Here is a 21,701-nt window from a genome sequence, read left to right on the forward strand (position 1 = left end):
TTGCCCTCGTTTCGCGACACAAGGCCGCTCCTACAAGGTATGGCGTACACCGTACCCTGTAGGAGCGGCCTTGCGTCGCGATGGGCCGCGAAGCGGCCCTAACAGCCATCATGCGTTAGCGAGCCACCGAATGCCCCACCCGCGTCCCTACAAAGTTGCACTCAACGGTTACGGCCGCATCGGCCGCTGTGTCCTGCGCGCACTGTTCGAGCGTGGGGCGAAGGCTGGTTTCGAGATCGTTGCGCTGAACGACCTGGCCGACCAGGCCAGCGTGGAATACCTGACGCGCTTCGACTCCACCCACGGGCGTTTCCCCGGCGAGGTCAGGGTCGACGGCGACTGTCTGCACATCAATGGCGACTGCGTGAAGGTCTTGCGCAGCGCCACCCCCGAGGGCGTCGACTGGGCAGCCCTGGATATCGACCTGGTGCTGGAATGCTCCGGCGCCTACCACACCCGCGCCGATGGCCAGCGTTTCCTCGATGCCGGCGCACCGCGGGTGCTGTTTTCCCAGCCCATGGCCAGCGAGGCCGATGTGGATGCCACGGTGGTCTACGGTATCAACCAGGATTGCCTGACGGGCGCTGAGCGACTGGTGTCCAACGCCTCCTGCACCACCAACTGCGGTGTGCCGCTGCTGCGGGTGCTGGACCAGGCCTTCGGCATCGAATACGTGCAGATCACCAACATCCACTCGGCCATGAACGACCAGCCGGTGATCGACGCCTACCACCATGAAGACCTGCGCCGCACGCGCTCGGCCTTCCAGTCGGTGATCCCGGTGTCCACCGGGCTGGCGCGTGGTATCGAGCGCCTGCTCCCGGAACTTGCCGGGCGAATCCAGGCCAAAGCGGTACGCGTGCCGACCGTCAACGTCTCGTGCCTGGACATCACCCTGCAGACCGCCCGCGACACCAGCGCGGCCGAAGTCAACCGGGTGCTGCGCGAGGCGGCGCTGGAAGGCCCGCTGAAAGGCCTGCTGGCCTACACCGAGCTGCCCCACGCCAGCTGTGATTTCAATCATGACCCGCATTCGGCGATCGTCGATGCCAGCCAGACCCGCGTCTCAGGCCCCCGCCTGGTGAACCTGCTGGCCTGGTTCGACAACGAATGGGGGTTCGCCAACCGTATGCTCGACGTTGCCGAACACTATCTGCACGTCGTTCACCCAACCCGCAGCAAACAGCCCTGAAGGACTGCATTCATGACCGTGTTGAAGATGACCGACCTCGACCTGCAAGGTAAGCGCGTACTGATCCGCGAAGACCTCAACGTGCCTGTGAAGGACGGTGTGGTAGCCAGCGACGCGCGTATCCTGGCAGCGCTGCCGACCATCAAGCTCGCCCTGGAAAAGGGCGCGGCGGTAATGGTCTGCTCGCACCTGGGTCGCCCGACCGAAGGCGAATTCTCGGCCGAGAACAGCCTCAAGCCGGTAGCCGATTACCTGAGCAAGGCCCTGGGCCGCGACGTGCCGCTGGTCGCCGACTACCTGGACGGTGTCGAGATCAAGGCCGGTGACCTGGTGCTGTTCGAGAACGTGCGCTTCAACAAAGGCGAAAAGAAGAACGCCGACGAGCTGGCGCAGAAGTACGCCGCCCTGTGCGATGTGTTCGTCATGGACGCTTTCGGTACCGCCCACCGCGCCGAAGGCTCCACCCATGGTGTTGCCAAGTTCGCCAAGATCGCCGCTGCCGGCCCGCTGCTGGCTGCCGAACTGGATGCCCTGGGCAAGGCCCTGAAGGCCCCGGCCAAGCCGATGGCGGCCATCGTTGCCGGTTCCAAGGTGTCCACCAAACTGGACGTGCTGAACAGCCTCAGCACCGTCTGCGACCAGCTGATCGTCGGTGGCGGCATCGCCAACACCTTCCTCGCCGCTGCCGGCCACCCGGTGGGCAAGTCGCTGTACGAGCCTGACCTGGTCGACACCGCCAAGGCCATCGCCGCCAAGGTCAGCGTACCGCTGCCGGTCGACGTGGTGGTCGCCAAGGAATTCGCCGAAAGCGCCGAAGCTACCGTCAAGGCCATCGCTGACGTTGCGGCTGACGACATGATCCTGGACATCGGCCCACAAACCGCCGCCAACTTCGCCGAGCTGCTGAAGTCGTCGAAGACCATCCTGTGGAACGGCCCGGTCGGTGTGTTCGAGTTCGACCAGTTCGGCAACGGCACCCAGGTGCTGGCCAAGGCCATCGCCGACAGCGCCGCGTTCTCCATCGCCGGTGGTGGCGACACCCTGGCAGCCATCGATAAATATGGCGTCAGCAAAGATATCTCCTACATTTCTACCGGTGGCGGTGCATTCCTCGAGTTCGTCGAAGGCAAGGTACTGCCGGCCGTGGCGATCCTGGAAGAGCGGGCAAAAGCCTGACAATGGCGGCGCCTGGCAAAGGGAGCGACCTGATGGTCAAGCGATTGCCTGTGATGATCGTGGCAGGTTTGCTGGGCGCCTGCTCCAGCAGCCCGTCCCCGGACGGCGATTCGGCGCAAGCGCCCAAGGGCGGTTGCTACCAGTCCGAGTGGCAAGCCGAGACCGTGCCGGTGATCAGCAAGCGCGTGGGCCCGGAAGGCCTGGAAAAGTATGACGAAGACCACCAGCGCATGGCGCCGGGCTGCCCTTGATCGGGTGGCAGGCAACCTGAAGGCTGTTTTGTGGTCTTGAACAAGGGGCCGCTGTGCGGCCCAATCGCCGGCAAGCCGGCTCCCACAGATGGGGCTGCACTGCCTGTGTGGGAGCCGGCTTGCCGGCGATTGGGTCGCGCAGCGACCCCTAGCGGAGTAACGTGATGAAAGCGCTCTTGGCCGTGACGGCCCTGGCGACACTGGCAGGATGCTCGCTGCTGCAGCCGGCGCAACCCGCCCCGGCAGACAACTGGACCCGCTGGGTCTGCGACACCCAGACCGAAGTGCTTTGGCGCTTCGCAGATGCGCAACAGGATTCGGTCGACGTCCGCCTCGGTGGCGGTGACCAGGTCTACCGGCTCAAGTCCGAGCCGAGTGCGTCGGGTGCGATGTACAGCGATGGCGTGCTGGCCTTCCACACCAAGGGCGAAGAAGGCCTGGTGTACTGGGTGGCAACCAACGATCTGATAGGGCGGGGCTGCAAGGCACCGTGACTGGCCGGGCCGCATAGGCGGCCCACACTACTTGAACAGCAACCGCCCCTGCGGCAGGCTTGCACGAAACAAACGACGCTTGTCGGGAGAGAGATACACAATGGCACTCATTAGCATGCGCCAGATGCTGGACCACGCCGCCGAGTTCGGTTACGGCGTTCCGGCTTTCAACGTCAACAACCTCGAGCAGATGCGCGCCATCATGGAAGCGGCCGACAAGACCGACTCTCCGGTAATCGTCCAGGCTTCGGCCGGCGCTCGCAAATACGCCGGTGCTCCGTTCCTGCGCCACCTGATCCTGGCAGCGATCGAAGAATTCCCGCACATCCCGGTGTGCATGCACCAGGACCACGGCACCAGCCCTGACGTCTGCCAGCGCTCGATCCAGCTGGGCTTCAGCTCGGTCATGATGGACGGCTCGCTGGGCGAAGACGGCAAGACGCCGACCGACTACGAGTACAACGTCCGTGTCACCCAGCAGACCGTTGCCATGGCGCACGCTTGCGGTGTTTCGGTAGAAGGCGAGCTGGGCTGCCTGGGTTCGCTGGAAACCGGCATGGCCGGTGAAGAAGACGGTATCGGCGCCGAAGGCGTGCTGGACCACAGCCAGATGCTGACTGACCCGGAAGAGGCCGCCGACTTCGTCAAGAAGACCCAGGTCGACGCCCTGGCCATCGCCATCGGCACCAGCCACGGTGCCTACAAGTTCACCAAGCCGCCTACCGGTGACGTGCTGGCGATCGATCGCATCAAGGAAATCCACAAGCGCATCCCTAACACCCACCTGGTGATGCACGGTTCTTCCTCGGTACCGCAAGAGTGGCTGGCGATCATCAACCAGTACGGCGGCGACATCAAAGAGACCTACGGCGTGCCGGTCGAAGAGATCGTCGAAGGCATCAAGCACGGCGTGCGCAAGGTCAACATCGACACCGACCTGCGCCTGGCCTCGACCGGTGCCATGCGTCGCCTGATGGCGCAGAACCCGAGCGAGTTCGACCCGCGCAAGTTCTTCGGTGAAACCGTCAAAGCCATGCGTGACGTGTGCATCGCCCGTTACGAAGCCTTCGGCACCGCCGGTAATGCCTCCAAGATCAAACCGATCTCCCTGGAAGGCATGTTCCAGCGTTACCTGAAGGGTGAGCTGGCCGCCAAGGTCAACTGATCCTTTGGTGCTGACGAAAAACCCGCAGAAATGCGGGTTTTTTTATGCCTGAATAAACGGCAAGTGACCGTTAGTCGACTACCCTTGGATTTATTCACTGATAGCGTTCTGATTGCATTGTTTGTTGTAACCTCATGTCTAGAGTATTAATCGGATCCAATCGTTCGTTGACGTCGGTCAGACAAGAGAAGCAGCATGGATGGCGCTTACCCTCAACCACTGGAGAGCAACTCCGTACTTCTGGTGGTAGACGATTACCCGGAAAATCTCATCAGCATGCGAGCGCTCCTGGCCCGCAAGGATTGGCTGGTGCTGACGGCAAGCTCAGGGATGGAAGCCCTGAGTGCCTTGCTCGAACACGATGTCGACCTGGTGCTGCTGGACGTGCAGATGCCGGAAATGGACGGCTTCGAAGTCGCCCGGCTGATGCGTGGCAGCCAGCGTACCCGGCTCACCCCGATCATTTTCCTTACCGCCAACGAACAGTCCGATGCCGCCGTGCTCAAGGGCTATGCCAGTGGCGCGGTGGATTACCTGTTCAAGCCGTTCGACCCGCAGATTCTCAAGCCCAAGGTACAGGCGCAGCTGGACCAGCAGCGCAACCGCCGCATGCTGCAGCGCCTGACCCGCGAACTGGAGGCTGCCCGGGCGTTCAATGCATCGATCCTGGAGAATGCCGCCGAGGGCATTCTGGTGGTCGATGCCTCGGGCAGCATCAGCTTCGCCAACCCGGCGATTTCGCATTTGCTGCAGGCGCCGGTGGAGCAGCTTCAGGGCGCGCACCTGCTGGACCTGGTGCAATTGCCCAATGCCACCCTGTGGCACGACTGCGACTTCCATCAAGCCTACCTGGCACGGAGCATTTTCCGCGTTCACGATGCCCATTTGCGCACGGTGGGCGGACACCTGGTGCCGGTGGCGCTGTCCTGTGCACCGCTGCCTGCCGATCAGCAGGCGATGGTGGTGACAGTGCTCGACATGTCGGTGGTGCGCAACCTGCACCAGCAGCTCGAACACCAGGCAGTCACCGATCCCCTCACCGGGCTGTTGAACCGCCGTGGCTTCTACCAGGCTGTCGAAGGCGTGCTGCTGCGCAATGACCGCCCTGACAAGGCCCGGGCCTTGATGTACATGGACCTGGATGGCTTCAAGCGGATCAACGATTCGTTGGGGCACGAGGCCGGCGATCGGGTACTGCGCTGGGTCGCCGAGCAGTTCAAGGACTGCCTGGGCAGCGAGGCGCTGTTGGCGCGCATGGGCGGTGATGAGTTCACCGCGCTGTTCGATAGCCTGCCTTATCCCGAGCAGGCCGGGCGGTATGCCGAACAGCTGCTGGAACGCGTCTCCATCCAGCAGCAGTTGGAGGGCTTGGACGTGAGCCTGGGGGTGAGTATCGGTATCGCCACCTACCCGGACTGCGGAGCCACTGTCGAAGGCCTGCTGCGGTCGGCCGATGCCGCCATGTATGCGGCCAAACAGGCAGGGCGCCAGCAGTACCGCTTCTACGACCAGGAGCTCAATGGCCGGGCGCGTTCGCGGCTGATGCTCGAAAACAGTGTTCGCGCCGCTGTCGAGGCGCACGACTTCAGCCTGGTGTATCAGCCCCAGGTCAGTTTCACCGATGGCCATTTGCGCGGCTTCGAGGCCTTGCTCCGCTGGCAGCATCCCAGCGTCGGCGACGTGCCGCCGGGCCTGTTCATTCCATTGCTGGAAGAAGCCCGGCTGATCAACCGTCTGGCCAGCTGGATCTATCGCCAGGGCGCGGCCCAGCGCCTGGCCTGGGACGAGCGCTTCGGCCCGGACCTGGTACTGGGCATCAGCCTGAGCCGGGCGCAGTTCGCCATGCCCAGCCTGGCCGATGAGCTGCAGCGGGTGATCCAGGAATACCGGCTGAACCCGGCGCAGTTGGAGGTGGAAATCGCCGAGACCTCGCTGATGTCCAACCTCGACACGGCGATCAAGCAGATACAGCGCGTGCGCGAACTGGGTGTGCGGGTCGCGCTGGACGACTTTGGTTCTGGCGACTGCTCGCTGCGCATGGTGCGTGATTTGCCGATAGATACCTTGAAACTCGACAGGCACCTGGTGGCACGCCTGCCGGGTTCGACCCAGGACGCGGCGCTGGTGCGCAGCGTCATCGGCCTGTGTGCGGATTACCGCATCACGCTCATCGCCGAGGGTGTGGAAACGCCGGCCCAGGCGGCCTGGCTGAAAGCCAATGGCTGTGCCTACGTGCAAGGTTTCCTGGTCGCTCACCCGATGACGGCGGCCGATGCCAGCGGCTTCCCGTCAATTTTTTCCTGGCCACGGCCCTGATTGGCTAGAATCGCCTTTCGTTACGCCGAAAGCCGTGCCATGACCGTATTACGCTACTTGCAAGCCTACCCGCCGCACCTGCAGCAGCAGGTGCAGCAAATGATCGACAGCGACCGCCTGGGCGAGTACCTGCAGCGTCGCTACCCAGGCCGCCATGACGTGCAAAGCGACAAGGCGCTGTACACCTATGCCCAGGAGCTGCGCCAGCAGTACCTGCGTACCGCGCCAAGCCTGGACAAGGTGCTGTTCGACAACCGCCTGGACCTCACCCACCGCGCATTGGGCCTCAATACGGCGGTGTCGAGGGTGCAGGGCGGCAACCTCAAGGCCAAGAAGGAAATCCGTATCGCCTCGCTGTTCAAGGAGGCGGCGCCGGCGTTTCTGCGCATGATCGTGGTGCATGAGTTGGCGCACCTGCGCGAGCGCGACCATAGCAAGGCGTTCTACCAGCTGTGCCAGCACATGGAACCGGACTACCACCAACTGGAATTCGACCTGCGCGTCTACCTGACCTACCGGGAACTGCCAGGCAACCTGTAAGGACCACGCAGCATGGAAGTGAGCAAGACCAAGAGCAGCTTCTATCGTCGCCTGTACGTGGCCTGGCTCATCGACAGCCAGACCGCCACCAGCGTACCGGCCTTGATGGAGGCCACCGGCATGCCGCGGCGCACGGCGCAGGACACCATCGCCGCGCTGGCCGACCTGGATATCGTCTGCGAGTTCGAGCAGCAGGAAGGCGCACGCAATCATGCCGGGCATTACCGCATCCATGACTGGGGGGCGATCGACAAGCAGTGGATCATCCAGCACCTGCGGCAGATGCGAGAGGTGCTTGGTTACCCGTGAGCCGCGGGGCGCAAGCTCAGACCTTGCGCATGCCGATGTGGGGGATGTCGTCTTCCAGGAATTGCTCGCCCACCACTTCGAAGCCATGCTGGCCATAGAAACCTTGCAGGTGCGCCTGCGCCGACAGGTACACCGGCATCCCCGGCCAGCAGTGCGCAGCCGCCTCCAGGCCCTTGAGCAGCAACGGGTGACCCAGCTTCAGCCCGCGCGCCTGCGGTGCAGTCACCACACGGCCAATGACCACATCGCCACCCTGTGATTGCGGATCGAGCACACGCAGATAGGCCATCAGCTTGTCATCCTGCCAGCCCATGAGGTGCAGGGTGTCGCCCGCCAGGTCTTGGCCATCGACGTCCTGGTAGGCGCAGCGCTGCTCGACCACGAACACTTCGGTGCGCAATTGCAGGATGGCGTAGAGCTGATCTTTGGTCAGATCAGAGTGGTGCTTGCAGATCCAGTCGATGGACATGGCGGGTGACTCCTGAAAAAGATCGTCGATCATCGCAAATCTGCCGGTCGGCGACGAGTGCCGGCGATAGGGCCCGTACAGGCACAACCTACTCAGGCCGCCGATCCCTCTTTGATCAGGTGCGCCGCCAACGTTCTCAGGGGCCCCAGCTGCCGGCAGATCAAGGCCAGCTGCGTCTGCACCAGGCGTTGATGCTCATCCACTTCATCCGGCATCTGCTCAAGGGCATTGGCCAAGGCTTCCTCGGCATCGCTGTGTATCGCCACCGGCAACCGTGCCGCCAGGCCATTGGCGATTTCGTCCAGGCTGTTGGCCAGGCTTTGCCCGGCCCCCTCGATCAAGTGTTCCTGGACCTCGGCCGGCAAGGCACTGTCACGGTGCGCGCCCAGCCCGGAGAGGTAGCTGAGCAACGTATGCGACAGCACCAGGAAGCGAAAGCCCACATCGGCCTCCTTACGGAAATGCCCCGGCTCCATGAGCATGTTGGCCAGCGTGGTGGACAGCGCGGCGTCCGCGTTGTGGGCGTTGCGCCGGGCCAGGCGGTAGGCGAGGTCGTCGCGCTTGCCGTGGGCGTACTGCTGCATGATCTGGCGCAGGTACACGCTGGCGCAGGTCAGGGTGTTGGCCAGTGCCTTGTTCAGGCGTCGGCCCTGCCAGTCGGGGAGGAACAGGAACACCGCAAGAATGGCGATCAGGCTCCCCACCAGGGTATCGAACAGCCGCGGCAGGAACAGGCCATAGCCATCGCCGATCTGGTTGAAGCAGAACAGCACCATCAGCGTGATCGCCGCCGTGGCCAGGGTGTAACGGGTTGTGCGGTTGACGAAGAACACCACCCCCGCGACCACGGCGAACAACGACTGGATAAGCGGGTTGGGGAACAGGTCGAACAGTGCCCAGCCGACGGTCAGGCCGATCGCCGTGCCGAACACCCGCTGCACCAGCTTGCGCCGGGTGGCGCCATAGTTGGGCTGGCAGACGAACAGCGTGGTGAGGATGATCCAGTAGCCTTGGGTCGGGTGAATCAGATGCACCATGCCATAGCCGATCGACAGTGCCAGCGGCAGGCGCAAGGCGTGGCGGAACAGCAGAGATGTCGGTGTAAGCTGGGTGCGCAGGCGGCTCCAGACGTCCTTGAGGTTGTGCGGCGAGCGGTCGAGCAGGCTGCTGTCGCTGGCATCGGCCAGGCTGTCCGGGTTGCTGGCGGCGCCCAGCAGGCGGTCGAGGGTGGCCAGGTTGGCAGCCAGGGCGCGCAGCGAGCGCAGCAGGCCGCGCCAGGCGGGGTTGTTCTGGTTGCGCAGGTGTTCCAGGGAGGCGTTGAGGTCTTCCAGGGTGTCGGCAAACCGACTGTCCAGCACGAACGGCTGGCGCAGGCGGATCGAGCGCGCCAGGTCCTGGCAGGCCGAGCCTTGATGGCGCAGCAGGCGCTGGCAGCGGAACATCACGTCGCTGTGGAAGAACGCTTCCGCCAGGGCATTGTAGGGGTAGTGCGAGGCACTGACGCGCTCATGGATGTCCTGGGCCAGGAAGTACAGTTTCAGGTAACGGCTGACCTTGGAGTTGGGCTGGCTGTTGCCGACCCGGTGCAGGATGATTTCCTTGGCCGCGTTGAGTGCGGCGACCACCTTCCCGTTCTGCTGGGCCAGCTCCAGGCGCCGGGCTTCCAGGTCATGGTTGCGGATGGGTTCGAAGAGGTTGGCCTTGAGTTTGAGGTAGCGGCCCAGTTCGAAGAACAGCTTGGCCAGGCTCTGTTGCACCGGCTGGTTGGAGAACAGCGCCTGCCAGAGCACCGACAACAGGCCATACCACGCGGCGCCTGCCACCAGCAGCATCGGTTCGTGCCAGAAGTCGGTCACCTGGCCGCCGCGCTGGTCGACACCGATCATGGTGTACACCGCCGTGATCAGCGTTGCCGAGGCGATCGCCCCATAACGCTCGCCCAAGGCGCCGAGCATGGTCAGGCCGAACGCCGCCAGGGCCAGCGCGATGGCGAAGACCCAGGGGTAGGGGAACAGCAGCTCGACGGCCAGCGCGGCAATGGCAAAGCACACCAGCGTCACGGCCAGGGCGCTGAGACGGCCCTGCCAACTGTCGTCGGTCTCGGCCAGGGCGCTGGCGATGATGCCCAGGAACAGCGGAATCAGCAGGCCCATCTCGTTCTGGTACCAGCACAAGGCCAGGCTGCCGGTGAGGGCAATCGTGACCCGGATGCTGTAGCTGAACTTGTCTTGGCCCCACAGGCGACGCAGTGACTGACGGAACGAGCTCGATGACATGATGGCCTTGGGCAGTGATCGAATGAATGCATTGCCGCACGGACCAGCAAGAAGCGTTCCGTGCTGAATGGATTCTACTCTACACGAACTGCGCCGCAGCGTTGGCCGATGCCCAGGCCCACTGGAAATTGAAGCCGCCCAGGTGGCCGGTCACGTCCAGTACTTCGCCGATGAAGTACAGCCCAGGGGTCTTCAGCGATTCCATGGTTTTGGAGGACACTTCGCGGGTATCGACGCCGCCCAGGGTCACTTCGGCGGTGCGATAGCCCTCGGTGCCGGCCGGCACCACCTGCCAGGCCGCCAGCTTGTCGGCGATCTGCGCCAGTTCCGCCGGGGTGTACTGCTTCATCGGCTTGGACTCGAACCACTGCTCGGCCAAAAGGTTGGCCAGCTTGCGGGTGAACACCTCGCCCAATACGGTCTTGAGCTCGGCATTGGCGCGCTCGCTCTGTTGCTGTTGCAGCCAGGTCAGCGCATCACGGTCAGGCAGCAGGTTGATTTCGACGGTGTCGCCAGCCTCCCAGAACGACGAGATCTGCAGGATCGCCGGGCCGCTCAGGCCCCGGTGGGTGAACAGCAGGTTTTCGCGGAAGCTGGTGCCGTTGCAGCTGGCCGTGCAATCGAGCGAAGTGCCCGACAGCTCGGTGCACAGTGCCTTGAGTTGGGGCTCGGTGATGGTGAACGGCACCAGGCCGGCGCGGGTCGGCAGCAGGGTATGGCCGAACTGGCGCGCCACCTGGTAACCGAAACCGGTCGCGCCCAGGGTCGGGATCGACAGGCCGCCGGTGGCGATCACCAGCGACTGGCAGGCGAACTGGCCGGCGCTGGTCTGCAGCAGGTAGCCGTTTTCGGTCTTTTCGACGTGCTGGATGCTGGTTTCCATGCGCAGGTCGGCACCGGCGTCGTCGCATTCGGCCAACAGCATGTTGAGGATGTCACTGGCCTTGTTGTCGCAGAACAGCTGGCCGAGCTTCTTCTCGTGGTAAGGCACGCCGTGCTTGGCCACCAGTTCGATGAAGTCCCACTGGGTGTAGCGGGCCAGGGCCGATTTGCAGAAGTGTGCGTTCTGCGACAGGAAGTTGGCCGGCTCGGTGTACATGTTGGTGAAGTTGCAGCGACCGCCGCCAGACATGAGGATCTTCTTGCCTGGCTTGTTGGCGTGGTCGAGCAGCAGCACCCGGCGGCCACGGCGGGCGCTGAGCTGGGCGCACATCAGGCCGGCGGCGCCGGCGCCGAGGATGATCACGTCGGTGGTGTGCACGGGGTAACCTCTTTCAAGTAACAGGGGCCGCGCTGCGGCCCAATCGCCGGCAAGCCGGCTCCCACAAGGTCTGCACGATGCCCGAAGGCTGTGGAGATCCTGTGGGAGCCGGCTTGCCGGCGATGGGCTGCAAAGCAGCCCCCAAAAGACTTCAGATAATGCGCACTTTCAGGGCGCGGCCCTTGATCTTGCCGCTGTTGAGCCGCTGCATGGCCTGCTTGGCCAGCGCCCGCTCCACGGCAACAAAGGCCTGGAAGTCGAAGATGGCGATCTTGCCCACCTGCTTGCCCGGAATACCGGCATCACCGGTCAGCGCACCCAGAATGTCACCCGGGCGCAGCTTGTCCTTGCGCCCAGCGGCAATGCACAGCGTGGTCATCACTGGCAGCAGCGGCTCGCCACCCTTGTTCTTCAGGCCGTCCAGCTGATCCCAGCGCAGCGGGCTCTTCTGCAGCGCTTCGATGGCCTGGGCGCGATGGCCTTCGGCCGGTGCCACCAGGCTGACAGCGATGCCTTTCTCGCCCGCACGACCGGTACGGCCGACGCGGTGCACGTGGATTTCCGCATCGCGCGCCAGTTCGACGTTGATGACCATGTCCAGGCCATCGATGTCCAGGCCGCGGGCGGCCACGTCAGTGGCCACCAGCACCGAGCTGCTGCGGTTGGCGAACATGGTCAGCACCTGGTCGCGGTCACGTTGCTCCAGGTCGCCATGCAGGGACTGGGCGACGATGCCCTTGGCCGTCAGGTGGGCAACCACGTCCTCGCACTGCTGCTTGGTGAAGCAGAACGCTACGCACGACTGCGGGCGGTAGTGGCCGAGCACACGGGTGACGGCCTCCAGGCGCTGCTGCGGGTCGATCTCGATGAAGCGCTGCTCGATCTGGTTGTCCGTGTGCAGGCTTTCGACCTTGACCTGCTGCGGCTTGCGCATGAAGTCGGCGGCCAGCTGCTCGATACCGGCCGGGTAGGTAGCCGAGAACAGCAGGGTCTGGCGGCGCGACGGGGTCTTGCCGATGATGCTGGCGATGGCGTCGAAGAAGCCCATGTCGAGCATGCGGTCGGCTTCGTCCAGCACCAGGGTGTTGAGCCCGTCGAGCACCAGGGTGCCCTTGTCCAGGTGCTGCTGGATGCGGCCCGGGGTGCCGACGATGATGTGCGCACCGTGCTCCAGCGAGGCGATCTGCGGGCCCAGCGAAACACCGCCGCAGAGGGTCAGGATCTTGATGTTGTCCTCGGCGCGGGCCAGGCGGCGCAGCTCCTTGGCCACCTGGTCAGCGAGCTCGCGGGTCGGGCACAGCACCAGGGCCTGGCAACCGAAGTAGCGCGGGTTGATCGGGTTGAGCAGGCCGATGCCGAAGGCGGCGGTCTTGCCGCTGCCGGTCTTGGCCTGGGCGATCAGGTCCTGGCCTCTGAGGATGACCGGCAGGCTCTGGGCCTGGATCGGCGTCATCGAGGCATAGCCGAGGGCGTCCAGGTTGGCCAGCATGGCGGCGGACAGCGGCAAGGTAGCAAAGGCGGTGGAATCGGTGGTCACGAGGCGGGCCTGCGGTGCGAAGCGAAAAATGCCGCACAGTCTACCAGCCCCGTGGCCATTCGCCCTACGATTCCACGTGCTGTTCCGGACGACGGGCACGCCTTCCGTCCGTCGGCGCCAGTTGCAGGAAGATCGCGGCGGCCAGCATGGCCATGATGCCGATGGTCACGAAGGTCAGCTGGAAGGCTTCCAGTGTGGTTTCCACGCCTTCAGCACTGCCGGCTGCGGTGAAACCGCCCAGCAAGGCGCCAGCGCAGGCCACGCCCAGGCTCAGCGAGAGCTGCGCGACCACCGACAGCAAGCTGTTGCCGCTGCTGGCGGCGGCATCGTCGAGGTCGATGAGGGTCACCGTGTTCATGGCCGTGAATTGCATCGAGTTGACCGCGCCGAGCAGGCCCAGCTGGACCAGCAGCAGGACATACGGCGTCTGCTCGTCGACCAGCCCGAGGCTGGCCAGCAGCAAGCCCAGCAACAGGGTGTTGCCGGTGAGCACGATGCGGTAGCCAAGGCGTTCGATCAGCGGCCTGGCGACGGACTTGGCGAGCATCGCCGCCGCCGCCAGCGGGATCATGCTCATGCCGGCCTGAGCCGGTGAGTAGCCCAGCGCCACCTGCAGCAGCAACGGCACCAGGAAGGGCAGTGCACCACTGCCCAGGCGCGCGAACAGGTTGCCGAGAATGCCGATGGCGAAGGTGCGCACGCGGAACAGGCTGGGCGAGAACAGCGGCTCCGGGTCGCGCCCGGCGCGTAGCCAGTAGGCGGCCAGGCAGGCCATGCCGGCGAACAGCAAGAGCATCACCCGCAAGTGCGGCAGGTGCAGTTCGCCCAGGCCTTCCATGGCGATGGTGATCAGCACCATCGCCGCCCCGAACAGGATGAAGCCCGGGCCGTCGAAGGTGGTGCGCTCGGCGCCGCGCAGGTCGGGGATGAACTTCCACACCGCATAGCAACCCACGGCGCCCACCGGCAGGTTGAGCAGGAAGATCCAGTGCCAGCTGAGGATTTCCACCAGCCAGCCGCCCAGGGTCGGGCCGAGCAGCGGGCCGAGCAGGCCGGGGATGGTGATGAAGCTCATGATCCGCACCAGCTCGGTACGGGGGTAGGCGCGCAGCACCACCAGGCGCCCGACCGGCAGCATCAGTGCGCCGCCCAGGCCTTGCACCACGCGGGCAAAGATCAGGAAACCGAGGCTGTTGGCCATGGCGCACAGCAGCGAGCCGAAGCTGAACAACAGGATGGCGCTGAAGAAGATGCGCTTGGTGCCAAAGCGGTCGGCGATCCAGCCCGAGGCGGGAATCAGCAGGGCCACGGTGAGCATGTAGGCGATGATCACGCCCTGCATGCGCAGCGGGTCTTCTTCCAGGGAGCGGGCCATGGCCGGGAGGGCGGTGTTGAGGATGGTGCCGTCCAGGGACTGCATGAAGAATGCGATCGCCACTACCCAGGGGATCCAGCGGGCGGTGGTGGGGTCCAGCGGGGTGCGTTCTGGCATGGCTTCCTCTTCCGTCTGTCCGGGCCTCATCGCCGGCAAGCCGGCTCCCACAAGTTCCGCTTCGCCGCGGACACTGTGGGAGCCGGCTTGCCGGCGATGAGGCCCGAATGGCCAATCACAAAGTCAGGGTCAGCCCTTTGACCAGCGCCCCCGGCAAATGACTCGACCCGGTGCTGCGCTGCCCATAGGTACTGGTCGACAAGATCATCTCGCGCTCGCGCGTCAGGTCTTCCAGCTGGTCGCCCAGCAGGCTGTACAAGCTGTCATCGAAGCGCATGGTGCTGACCGGCCCCTGAATCTCCCCGTTCTCCACCCAGAAGGTGGCAAAGCGGGTAAGCCCGGTCATACGCGCCGCTGGCAGGTCCGAATAGTTCAAGTACCACAGGTTGCTGATGTACAGCCCGGTGCCAAGCCGTTCGAGAATCTGCTCGCTGGCAAGCTCCCCTGGGGCCAGGCTCAGCGCGCAGGGTGACTCGTAGCTGTCGGCGCCATTGGCCAGCAGCTCGAACTCCACCGCACTGCGGGCGCTGACCAACCTGTCCACGGCTTGCCCCTGGCGGATCAAGGCCACATCCAGGCGCGGTGAACCCTCATCGGAAAACGCCGGGCTCAACGAACCGCTGACCTGCTCGCTGAAACTGACCTGCGGGCTCAGCTGCGCATCGCCGCTGTACAGGCGCTGCAAGGCGCTGTTGCCGGTGGCCAGGGCCTGGGCGGAAAACCCACCCCAGCACAGCATGCCGGCGATTTCGTCCATGGCGGCTGGTGCCAGGTAAGCGCGGTAGCGCCCAGGCTTGAGGGTGATCGCCGGGCGGCCGAGGAAGCCCAGTTGTTCACGGGCCAGACGCAGGCGCGCGATGAAATCGTCGTCGCTCCACACCTGGCCGGCATAGTTGGCCTTCACGGCCTGGCCATTGTCGTGGAACAGGCTCCAGTCGAAGTTGAAGCTGTTGGCCTGATGCCAGCCAAAGGCGCCAAAGGAGCTGGCGAAGCCCCGGCTGATCGGGCCGGCGGCATAGATCCCGACCAGGTCCAGGTCGCCGGCCTCGCGGTCGAGCAGCGCCAGGACGTCGCTTAGCTCTGGCAGCGCTTGCGCTTGCAGGCTGTGGCTGTGCCAGGCGTTTTCGTCCAGGCGCAGGTAGGGGTCCTTGGCCAGCAACGGCAGGGTCTGGCGCAGTTGCGCCAAGGCATCGTTCAGGCGCTGACGGTCCAGTTGCGCATCGTCGCTCAAGGTCACCTGATGTTCTGCCTGGCGCCCGTCGCGGATCAGCCGCAGGTGTGCGCTGGCCTGGCTGACTGCGCCGGCCTGGCGCACCTTGGCGTGGTTGAAACGCACGAACTGCGACTGTTCGGCGCTGTAGCCGAGGGTGAACTGTTCGCCGGGTTGCAGGGCATCACGCAGGGCGCTGACCAGGCCTTCGAAGCGTTGCTGTGGTGTGGCACTCATCAGGCGTCTCCCCCGAATACGTCGATCTGGCGGAACACGCAGGCCGGCGAGGCGTGGCCGACCCGTACCACCTGGTTGGGTTCGCCCTTGCCGCAGTTGGGTGTGCCCAGTACCTGGAAGGTGCTGCGGTCGCCGACCGCCGCCAGGTTGCCCCAGAACTGCGCGGAGATGCCGCGGTAGTTGGGGTTCTTGACGATGCCCTTGAGCTCGCCGTTTTCGATCAGCTGGCCCCATTCGCAGCCGAACTGGAACTTGTTGCGCGCATCGTCGATGGACCAGGAGCGGTTGGTGCGCATCAGGATGCCGTGCTCGATGCCTTCGATCAGTTGCTGCAGCGACTGATCGCCCGGCTCGATGTTGAGGTTGGCCATGCGGTCGATCGGCGCGCGGTTCCAGCCACAAGCGCGGCTGTTGGCCACGCCGTCGAGGCCGGAGCGGAACTGCGACAGCGCGCCGCCCAGCGGGCGCAGCAACAGGCCATCGCGGATCAGGAACTGCTTGCTGGCCTGGCTGCCGTCGTCGTCATGGCTGTAGCTGGCCAGTTCTTCGCCAATGGTTGGGTCGAAGGTGACGTTGAGCAGTTTCGAGCCGTACTGCAGATGGCCGAAATCGCTGGTTTTGACGAAGCTGGTGCCGGCGTAGTTGCGCTCGTCGCCGAGAATGCGGTCCATCTCCAGCGGGTGGCCGATGGACTCGTGGATCTGCAGCATCATCTGGTCGGGCATCAGCAGCAGGTCGCGCGGGCCGCTCGGGGTGTTGGGTGCCTGCAGCAGTTGCAGGGCTTCGTCGGCAACGCGGCTGGCGGCACCGAGCAGGCCGCAGCGCTCGACGATCTCGAAGCCACCCTGCTGGCCGAAGTTGTCCCGGCCCAGGCTGCGGCTCTGGCTGTCCTGGCCGTCGCTGGCGGTCACGCCCAGGCCCGGGAACAGGAAGCGCTGGGCATGGCGCAGTTCGGCGCCGGCGGAGTTCAGGTAGGTCTGCTCGACCAGGCTCATGCTCAGGCTGGCCTGCCAATCCACCAGGCGGCTGTCCTTGGGCACGCTGGCCGATTCGGCGGCGAGCAGGCCCAGGCAGTCGGCGAGGCTCGGCAGCGGCTGGTCGAAGTTGGGCGAGACATGGTCATGACGCGCGCTGGGCACCGGTTGCTCGCGCAGGTCGAGCAGGCTCTGCCGGGCGATTTGCCGGGCCAGTGATTCGGCCTGTTCCAAGGCGCGCTGCAGGCCCTGCTGGGACAGGTCGGCGGTGGCGGCATAGGCCTCCACGCCATTGACCCGCACAGTCAGCATGGCGCCTTCGTCCTGGCTGAAGCAAGGCGGCTCGGCGACGTTGCGCCGTACCGAAAGCGACTGGTGCGACTGTTTTACATGGCGCAGGGAAAACAACTCGGCCGTGCTGCGCAGCGCGGCAAAGCGCTGGCGCAGCAGGGCGCTGCAATCGAACATGTGGAAGCCTCCGTCTACACGGTGGCTCCCCCTAGAACCACCCCTCTTGCATGGCGAGGCAAGTGTCGTCGCGTGCCTCGAGCAATGCCAGCTCATTATGGCAGCCAGGTACTTCCCAGGTCAGGAAATAACGGGCGGCCTGCAATTTGCCCAGGTAGAAGTCGCGGTCCGCGGCATTGCCCTTGAGCAGGCCGAGTTCGGCGTGGATCGCCTGTTCCAGCCAACGCCAGCCGACGACGCAGTGGCCGAAGGCCTTGAGGTACAGGGCGGAGTTGGCCAGGGTGCCGGCGATTCTGCCTTGCGCCAGGTCGCCAAGCAGGGCCAGGGTTACGCCTTGCAGGCGATTGACCAGTTGCTCCAGGGGCTGGCGCAGGGGGTCGAGGTTCGGATGGTGGCTGGCGCGCTCGCCGGTGCCGGCGATCAGCCGGATAAGTTGCTTGAGGCCGGCACCGTTGTTCTGCGCCAGCTTGCGACCGAGCAGGTCAAGCGACTGGATGCCTTCGGTGCCCTCGTGGATCGGGTTCAGGCGGTTGTCGCGGTAGTACTGCTCGACTGGGTATTCGCGGGTGTAGCCGTGACCGCCGAGGATCTGGATGGCCAGTTCGTTGGCCTTGAGGCAGAACGTCGAGGGCCAGGACTTGACGATCGGGGTCAGCAGGTCGAGCAGCTCCTTCGCCTGTTTGCGTGCGCTTTCGTCGGCGGCTGTGTGGGTATCGTCGAACAGGCGCGCAGCATACAGGCCTAGGTCGAACGCACCTTCGACGTAGGCCTTTTGCGCCAGCAGCATGCGCTTCACGTCGGTGTGGTTGATGATCGGCACGGCCGGGCTGAAGGGGTCCTTGCTGTCCGGCAGGCGGCCCTGGGGGCGTTGCCGGGCATATTCCAGCGAATACAGGTAGCCGGCGTAACCGAGCATCACCGCGCCCATGCCGACGCCGATGCGTGCCTCGTTCATCATCTGGAACATGCAGGCCAGGCCCTGGTGCGGCTGGCCCACCAGATAGCCGACGCACTGGCCGTTGTCGCCGAAGTTCAGCGCGGTGGAGGTGGTGCCGCGCCAGCCCATCTTGTGGAACAGGCCGGCCAGCAGCACATCGTTGCGCGGGCCACGGCTGCCGTCCTGGTTGACCAGGTACTTGGGCACGATGAACAGCGAAATGCCTTTTACCCCGGCGGGGGCATCCGGCAGCTTGGCCAGGACCATGTGCACGATGTTTTCCGACAGTTCGTGGTCGCCGCCGGAAATGAAGATCTTGTTGCCCTTGAGCCGGTAGCTGCCGTCGCCGGCGGGTTCGGCGCGGGTGCGGATATCGGCCAGCGACGAGCCTGCGTGGGGTTCGGTCAGGGCCATGGTGCCGTAGTAGCGGCCTTCGATCATCGGCTGCAGGAACAGGCGTTTCTGTTCGTCGCTGCCGAAACTCTCGATCAGGTTGGCTGCGCCCATGGTCAGGAACGGGTAGGCCGTGGTGCCGGCGTTGGCGGCCTGGAAGTGGGCGAAGCAGGCTTGCGAGACCAGGCTGGGCAGCTGCATGCCGCCGACTTCGAAGTCGCGGTTGGCGTTGAGGAAACCGGCTTCGAGGAAGGCGTCGACAGCGGGTTTGACCTCGGGGATCAGCTCGGCGCGGCCGTCGACGTAGCGCGGCTCGTTTTCGTCGGCCTTGCGGTTGTGCGGGGCGAAGTACTTCTCGGCGAGGGTGCGGGCGGTGGTCAGCGCGGCGTCGAAGGTTTCGCGGCTGTGCTCGGCGAAGCGCGGACGCTCGGTCAGGGCTTCGGCGTCGAGGACTTCGTAGAGTTCAAAGGCGAGGTTGCGGGGGCTGAGCAGAGTCTCGGGCATGGGGGCGGTCCTTTGCGGGGTTGGACCGAGTCTAGGGTTTGAACGGGGAGGGAAGAAGGTTAATTGGTGTGGGTGATATGGGTTTAGAAGGTGGGGTGGCGGGGAGGGAGTTGGCGAAAGCGTAAGTTGTTGCGATTTGTGTGTAAATTGTAGGAATTTCCCGCTTTATTGTAGTCCATTTCCCAAACATACTCTTAGCCCTTCCAAGCCATTGCGATGTTCTGGGTGGCGCTCTAGTCTCGGGCGGTCGTTGCGCATCAGCGACCGGCTTTGACAGGCCGTCCAGAAAATTCTCATGGTTTTCGCCTTTATGGCGGCTGTGTGTGGGGCACTTCGTGTGCGCCGGGTTTTTTGGATTTTTCTACCGGTCTGTCAACCCATACACAGCCGCCACCCTTTTGTTTGACAGCAGATGGTGGCGGCCCTCATCGAGAAAAATACCAATGCTTAAGATCGTCCCCGATCCACCTCACAACTTCCATTCCCTCGAAGACACCATCATCCAGGCCACGGAGTACGCCCAGTGCGCACACACCGTGGTGCATCAGGCCTTGCTGCTGCAGCCCAAATCTCCGGCATCGATCCTGATGATGGCCTCCATGCATGAACTCGAAACGCTGCGGGTGTTGCTAGAGACGGCGTTGATCCAGGCGCAGATGCCGGCCGAGCCGCGGGTACTGCACTAGGCCGCGAGTCATGTGTTGCCTGGTCTGGCCCTATCGCCGGCAAGCCGGCTCCCACAGGTACGGCGCAGCATTCGAAGTCTGTGCCGCCCCCCCCTGTGGGAGCCGGCTTGCCGGCGATAGGGCCAGACCGGCCAATAGAGAACTTTCAGGGAGATCCAACAATGAGCACAGGCGACACAAAAACCTGCACAACGGTGGGCAAGACCCAGTTCTTCCAAGGCGAAGGCATGACCCAGCCATTGTTTTGCATAGCCCCCGGCATCCCTTGCCAAGCTGCTCGTGAACAGGCTTCTGAGCTGATGGGCTATGTGCGGGACATGACCCTGACTGGGCTGATGGAAGGCGACCAGAAATTGATCTGGGCTTCCCACTACCTGAGTGGCTTGGCCAAGGCCCTGCTGGATGATGCCGAGCTGGGGATGAAGCACTGAGTCTTCGCGACGCTTTTTGAGCGACTACATGAAGTATCGGGGTCGCCTTGCGGCCCTTTTTGATCCAGGTCTGCCCGTGCCTGAGATTTCAAAGATGAAAAAGGAAATTTCCTACTTCCAAATAGGAAATTTCGATGGTGCGTTAGTGAGCCGTTTTGGTTAGACATTGTTCTTTTACTATGGAGTAGCGCTATGGAAAGGCTGTCTCGCTGGAGCGGTATTTGGAAGGAGGAGTTGGATAGAGTTGAAGATCCATTCTTTGCCACTTCTTATGTTTTCGACAACCTTCAAGGAAGGTGCGACCTTTCCGGGTTGAGAGAGCTCCTGAAAGACTGCGGTTTTTTTCAAGCTGAAAAACTCACGCGAGATCAAATAATGATGGTGCTACGGCCTGTAGAGAGGGGTGAGTGGCTTCTGTTAAAAGATAAGCCTTTTCGGCCAATTGACCCTGAGCGTTACAGTGGATCAAGGTTTTGCAAGTCTAAGGTGGAGCTGCAACAGTTCGCTGCGTCAAGCGTATGCGGTGAAGGGGCTGGCAAATGGAAGATTGTCAATATTGAACTCAACAAGGTGGCATCTGGAGCGGCTTTTCTTGCTAACTTCTTGACCTCTCGCGGAGATGAAGGTCGAGTATTTCTGTCCTCCGGGAAAGACTTTGCAAACACAACAAGAACCGTCACTCAGCGATGGGTTCCTTTATCGGAAGGCGAGCGAGAGTTTTCGCGATCTTCCGCAGTTCATCAATACGGAACGGAACGAAAGACTCAGCAGCATTATGTGGAGGCTGACGATCACTGGGACATTTCCGGTGCGTCCTGGCATTGGCGTCCTGTGCTGGCCAATGAGGTCTACGAATTTAAGAAAGGATAATTTCATAAATGCCGGTATTTAACACAAGGCGTTCCACGCTGTTGTTCTGGAGTGCTATGGATGCTTTCTATATTTGCTTTGTGTTGTTTGGCAGCCTGCGCCGAGGTGCGATACCGCTTTGGACCGACCTGAATGACGCGCTCACCAACATGAGGAATTGGGGAGGTGGTCTGGAGGTGATGATATGGCTCGGCCTTGCCATACAGCTTTCTGTGGTTGTTAGCTGTGTGCTGTTTTACAGGGGTGGCAGGTCAGCTATCTACTTTGCAGCCGTGCAAATTCCATTTCGAGCGTTATTTATTGTTCCGTCCGTATCCATTTTGTTGATGGTGCCGACTTTGGTTGCTGGCCTGAGTAACTGGATGTGGGCATGCCTGTTAGTGGCTTCAGAGTTCGCCAAGGCATTGAGCTTGTGGTGGTTGCGTCGTGGTGGGATGACGCACTGACTGCTCGCCACGACCTTTGTGGTGGTCATGAGATCGATCTCATAGGCGCTGCAACTCCCAAGACAGG

General features: G+C 63.5%; 20 protein-coding genes. 12 read left to right on the forward strand and 8 right to left on the reverse strand.

The window, feature by feature from the left end; all coding sequences use genetic code 11:
- Positions 1-130 precede the first annotated feature (130 nt).
- The 8 genes from epd to ACIPZB_RS11485 all read left to right on the forward strand — a co-directional run bounded on the left by epd (position 131) and on the right by ACIPZB_RS11485 (position 7,443).
- Entirely contained in the window at positions 131-1,192 is a 1,062-nt protein-coding gene (gene epd / locus ACIPZB_RS11450; RefSeq protein WP_400640276.1) for an erythrose-4-phosphate dehydrogenase, read from the forward strand.
- A 12-nt stretch (positions 1,193-1,204) separates the two neighbouring features.
- The gene (locus tag ACIPZB_RS11455) at positions 1,205-2,368 is read left to right on the forward strand and encodes a phosphoglycerate kinase (protein ID WP_400640277.1); all 1,164 of its coding nucleotides are present in this window, start codon (positions 1,205-1,207) and stop codon (positions 2,366-2,368) included.
- 32 nt (positions 2,369-2,400) lie between these two features.
- On the forward strand, positions 2,401-2,619 hold the full coding sequence (locus tag ACIPZB_RS11460) for a hypothetical protein (RefSeq protein ID WP_008096961.1): 219 nt from the start codon (positions 2,401-2,403) through the stop codon (positions 2,617-2,619).
- A gap of 164 nt (positions 2,620-2,783) precedes the next feature.
- Positions 2,784-3,113 (forward strand): MliC family protein, encoded by a 330-nt coding sequence (locus ACIPZB_RS11465; RefSeq protein WP_400640278.1) that lies wholly within the window; start codon positions 2,784-2,786, stop codon positions 3,111-3,113.
- 100 nt (positions 3,114-3,213) lie between these two features.
- On the forward strand, positions 3,214-4,278 hold the full coding sequence (fba, locus tag ACIPZB_RS11470; protein ID WP_008093958.1) for a class II fructose-bisphosphate aldolase: 1,065 nt from the start codon (positions 3,214-3,216) through the stop codon (positions 4,276-4,278).
- Between the two features lie 195 nt (positions 4,279-4,473).
- Positions 4,474-6,594 (forward strand): putative bifunctional diguanylate cyclase/phosphodiesterase, encoded by a 2,121-nt coding sequence (locus ACIPZB_RS11475; RefSeq protein ID WP_400640279.1) that lies wholly within the window; start codon positions 4,474-4,476, stop codon positions 6,592-6,594.
- Positions 6,595-6,633: 39 nt separating this feature from the next.
- On the forward strand, positions 6,634-7,134 hold the full coding sequence (locus tag ACIPZB_RS11480) for a M48 family metallopeptidase (RefSeq protein ID WP_400640280.1): 501 nt from the start codon (positions 6,634-6,636) through the stop codon (positions 7,132-7,134).
- Positions 7,135-7,146: 12 nt separating this feature from the next.
- Positions 7,147-7,443 carry a helix-turn-helix domain-containing protein gene (locus ACIPZB_RS11485; RefSeq protein ID WP_400640281.1) on the forward strand — a complete coding sequence of 99 codons (297 nt, stop codon included), beginning with the start codon at positions 7,147-7,149 and terminating at the stop codon, positions 7,441-7,443.
- A gap of 16 nt (positions 7,444-7,459) precedes the next feature.
- Here the strand turns inward: ACIPZB_RS11485 and ACIPZB_RS11490 are convergent, their stop codons facing one another.
- The 8 genes from ACIPZB_RS11490 to ACIPZB_RS11525 form a co-directional block, all read right to left on the reverse strand.
- On the reverse strand, positions 7,460-7,912 hold the full coding sequence (locus ACIPZB_RS11490) for a GNAT family N-acetyltransferase (RefSeq protein ID WP_400640282.1): 453 nt from the start codon (positions 7,910-7,912) through the stop codon (positions 7,460-7,462).
- A 92-nt stretch (positions 7,913-8,004) separates the two neighbouring features.
- Entirely contained in the window at positions 8,005-10,188 is a 2,184-nt protein-coding gene (yccS, locus tag ACIPZB_RS11495; protein WP_400640283.1) for a YccS family putative transporter, read from the reverse strand.
- 79 nt (positions 10,189-10,267) lie between these two features.
- Entirely contained in the window at positions 10,268-11,449 is a 1,182-nt protein-coding gene (locus ACIPZB_RS11500) for an NAD(P)/FAD-dependent oxidoreductase (protein WP_400640284.1), read from the reverse strand.
- 151 nt (positions 11,450-11,600) lie between these two features.
- Positions 11,601-12,938 carry an ATP-dependent RNA helicase DbpA gene (dbpA, locus tag ACIPZB_RS11505; protein ID WP_238540201.1) on the reverse strand — a complete coding sequence of 446 codons (1,338 nt, stop codon included), beginning with the start codon at positions 12,936-12,938 and terminating at the stop codon, positions 11,601-11,603.
- A 112-nt stretch (positions 12,939-13,050) separates the two neighbouring features.
- Positions 13,051-14,478, reverse strand: a complete 1,428-nt coding sequence (mdtD, locus tag ACIPZB_RS11510; protein WP_400640285.1) for a multidrug transporter subunit MdtD — start codon at positions 14,476-14,478, stop codon at positions 13,051-13,053.
- 115 nt (positions 14,479-14,593) lie between these two features.
- A complete protein-coding gene (locus ACIPZB_RS11515) occupies positions 14,594-15,925 on the reverse strand; it encodes a TldD/PmbA family protein (RefSeq protein WP_400640286.1) in 1,332 nt (443 codons plus the stop codon).
- Positions 15,925-17,367, reverse strand: a complete 1,443-nt coding sequence (locus ACIPZB_RS11520; RefSeq protein ID WP_400640287.1) for a TldD/PmbA family protein — start codon at positions 17,365-17,367, stop codon at positions 15,925-15,927. The genes ACIPZB_RS11515 and ACIPZB_RS11520 overlap by 1 nt, the downstream gene beginning before the upstream one ends.
- A 31-nt stretch (positions 17,368-17,398) precedes the next feature.
- Entirely contained in the window at positions 17,399-19,201 is a 1,803-nt protein-coding gene (locus ACIPZB_RS11525) for an acyl-CoA dehydrogenase (RefSeq protein ID WP_400640288.1), read from the reverse strand.
- Positions 19,202-19,644: 443 nt separating this feature from the next.
- Between ACIPZB_RS11525 and ACIPZB_RS11530 the strand changes: the two genes are divergently transcribed.
- From ACIPZB_RS11530 to ACIPZB_RS11545, 4 genes are all read left to right on the forward strand, one after another.
- Complete coding sequence (locus ACIPZB_RS11530) at positions 19,645-19,887, forward strand: hypothetical protein (protein WP_008096752.1); 243 nt, start codon at positions 19,645-19,647, stop codon at positions 19,885-19,887.
- A 161-nt stretch (positions 19,888-20,048) separates the two neighbouring features.
- Positions 20,049-20,318 (forward strand): DUF3077 domain-containing protein, encoded by a 270-nt coding sequence (locus ACIPZB_RS11535; protein ID WP_400640289.1) that lies wholly within the window; start codon positions 20,049-20,051, stop codon positions 20,316-20,318.
- A gap of 192 nt (positions 20,319-20,510) precedes the next feature.
- Entirely contained in the window at positions 20,511-21,188 is a 678-nt protein-coding gene (locus ACIPZB_RS11540) for a hypothetical protein (protein ID WP_400640290.1), read from the forward strand.
- Between the two features lie 56 nt (positions 21,189-21,244).
- Entirely contained in the window at positions 21,245-21,634 is a 390-nt protein-coding gene (locus ACIPZB_RS11545) for a hypothetical protein (protein WP_400640291.1), read from the forward strand.
- The last annotated feature ends 67 nt before the right edge of the window (positions 21,635-21,701 follow it).

The organism is Pseudomonas sp. NPDC089396, from assembly GCF_044749545.1.
Lineage (GTDB): Bacteria > Pseudomonadota > Gammaproteobacteria > Pseudomonadales > Pseudomonadaceae > Aquipseudomonas.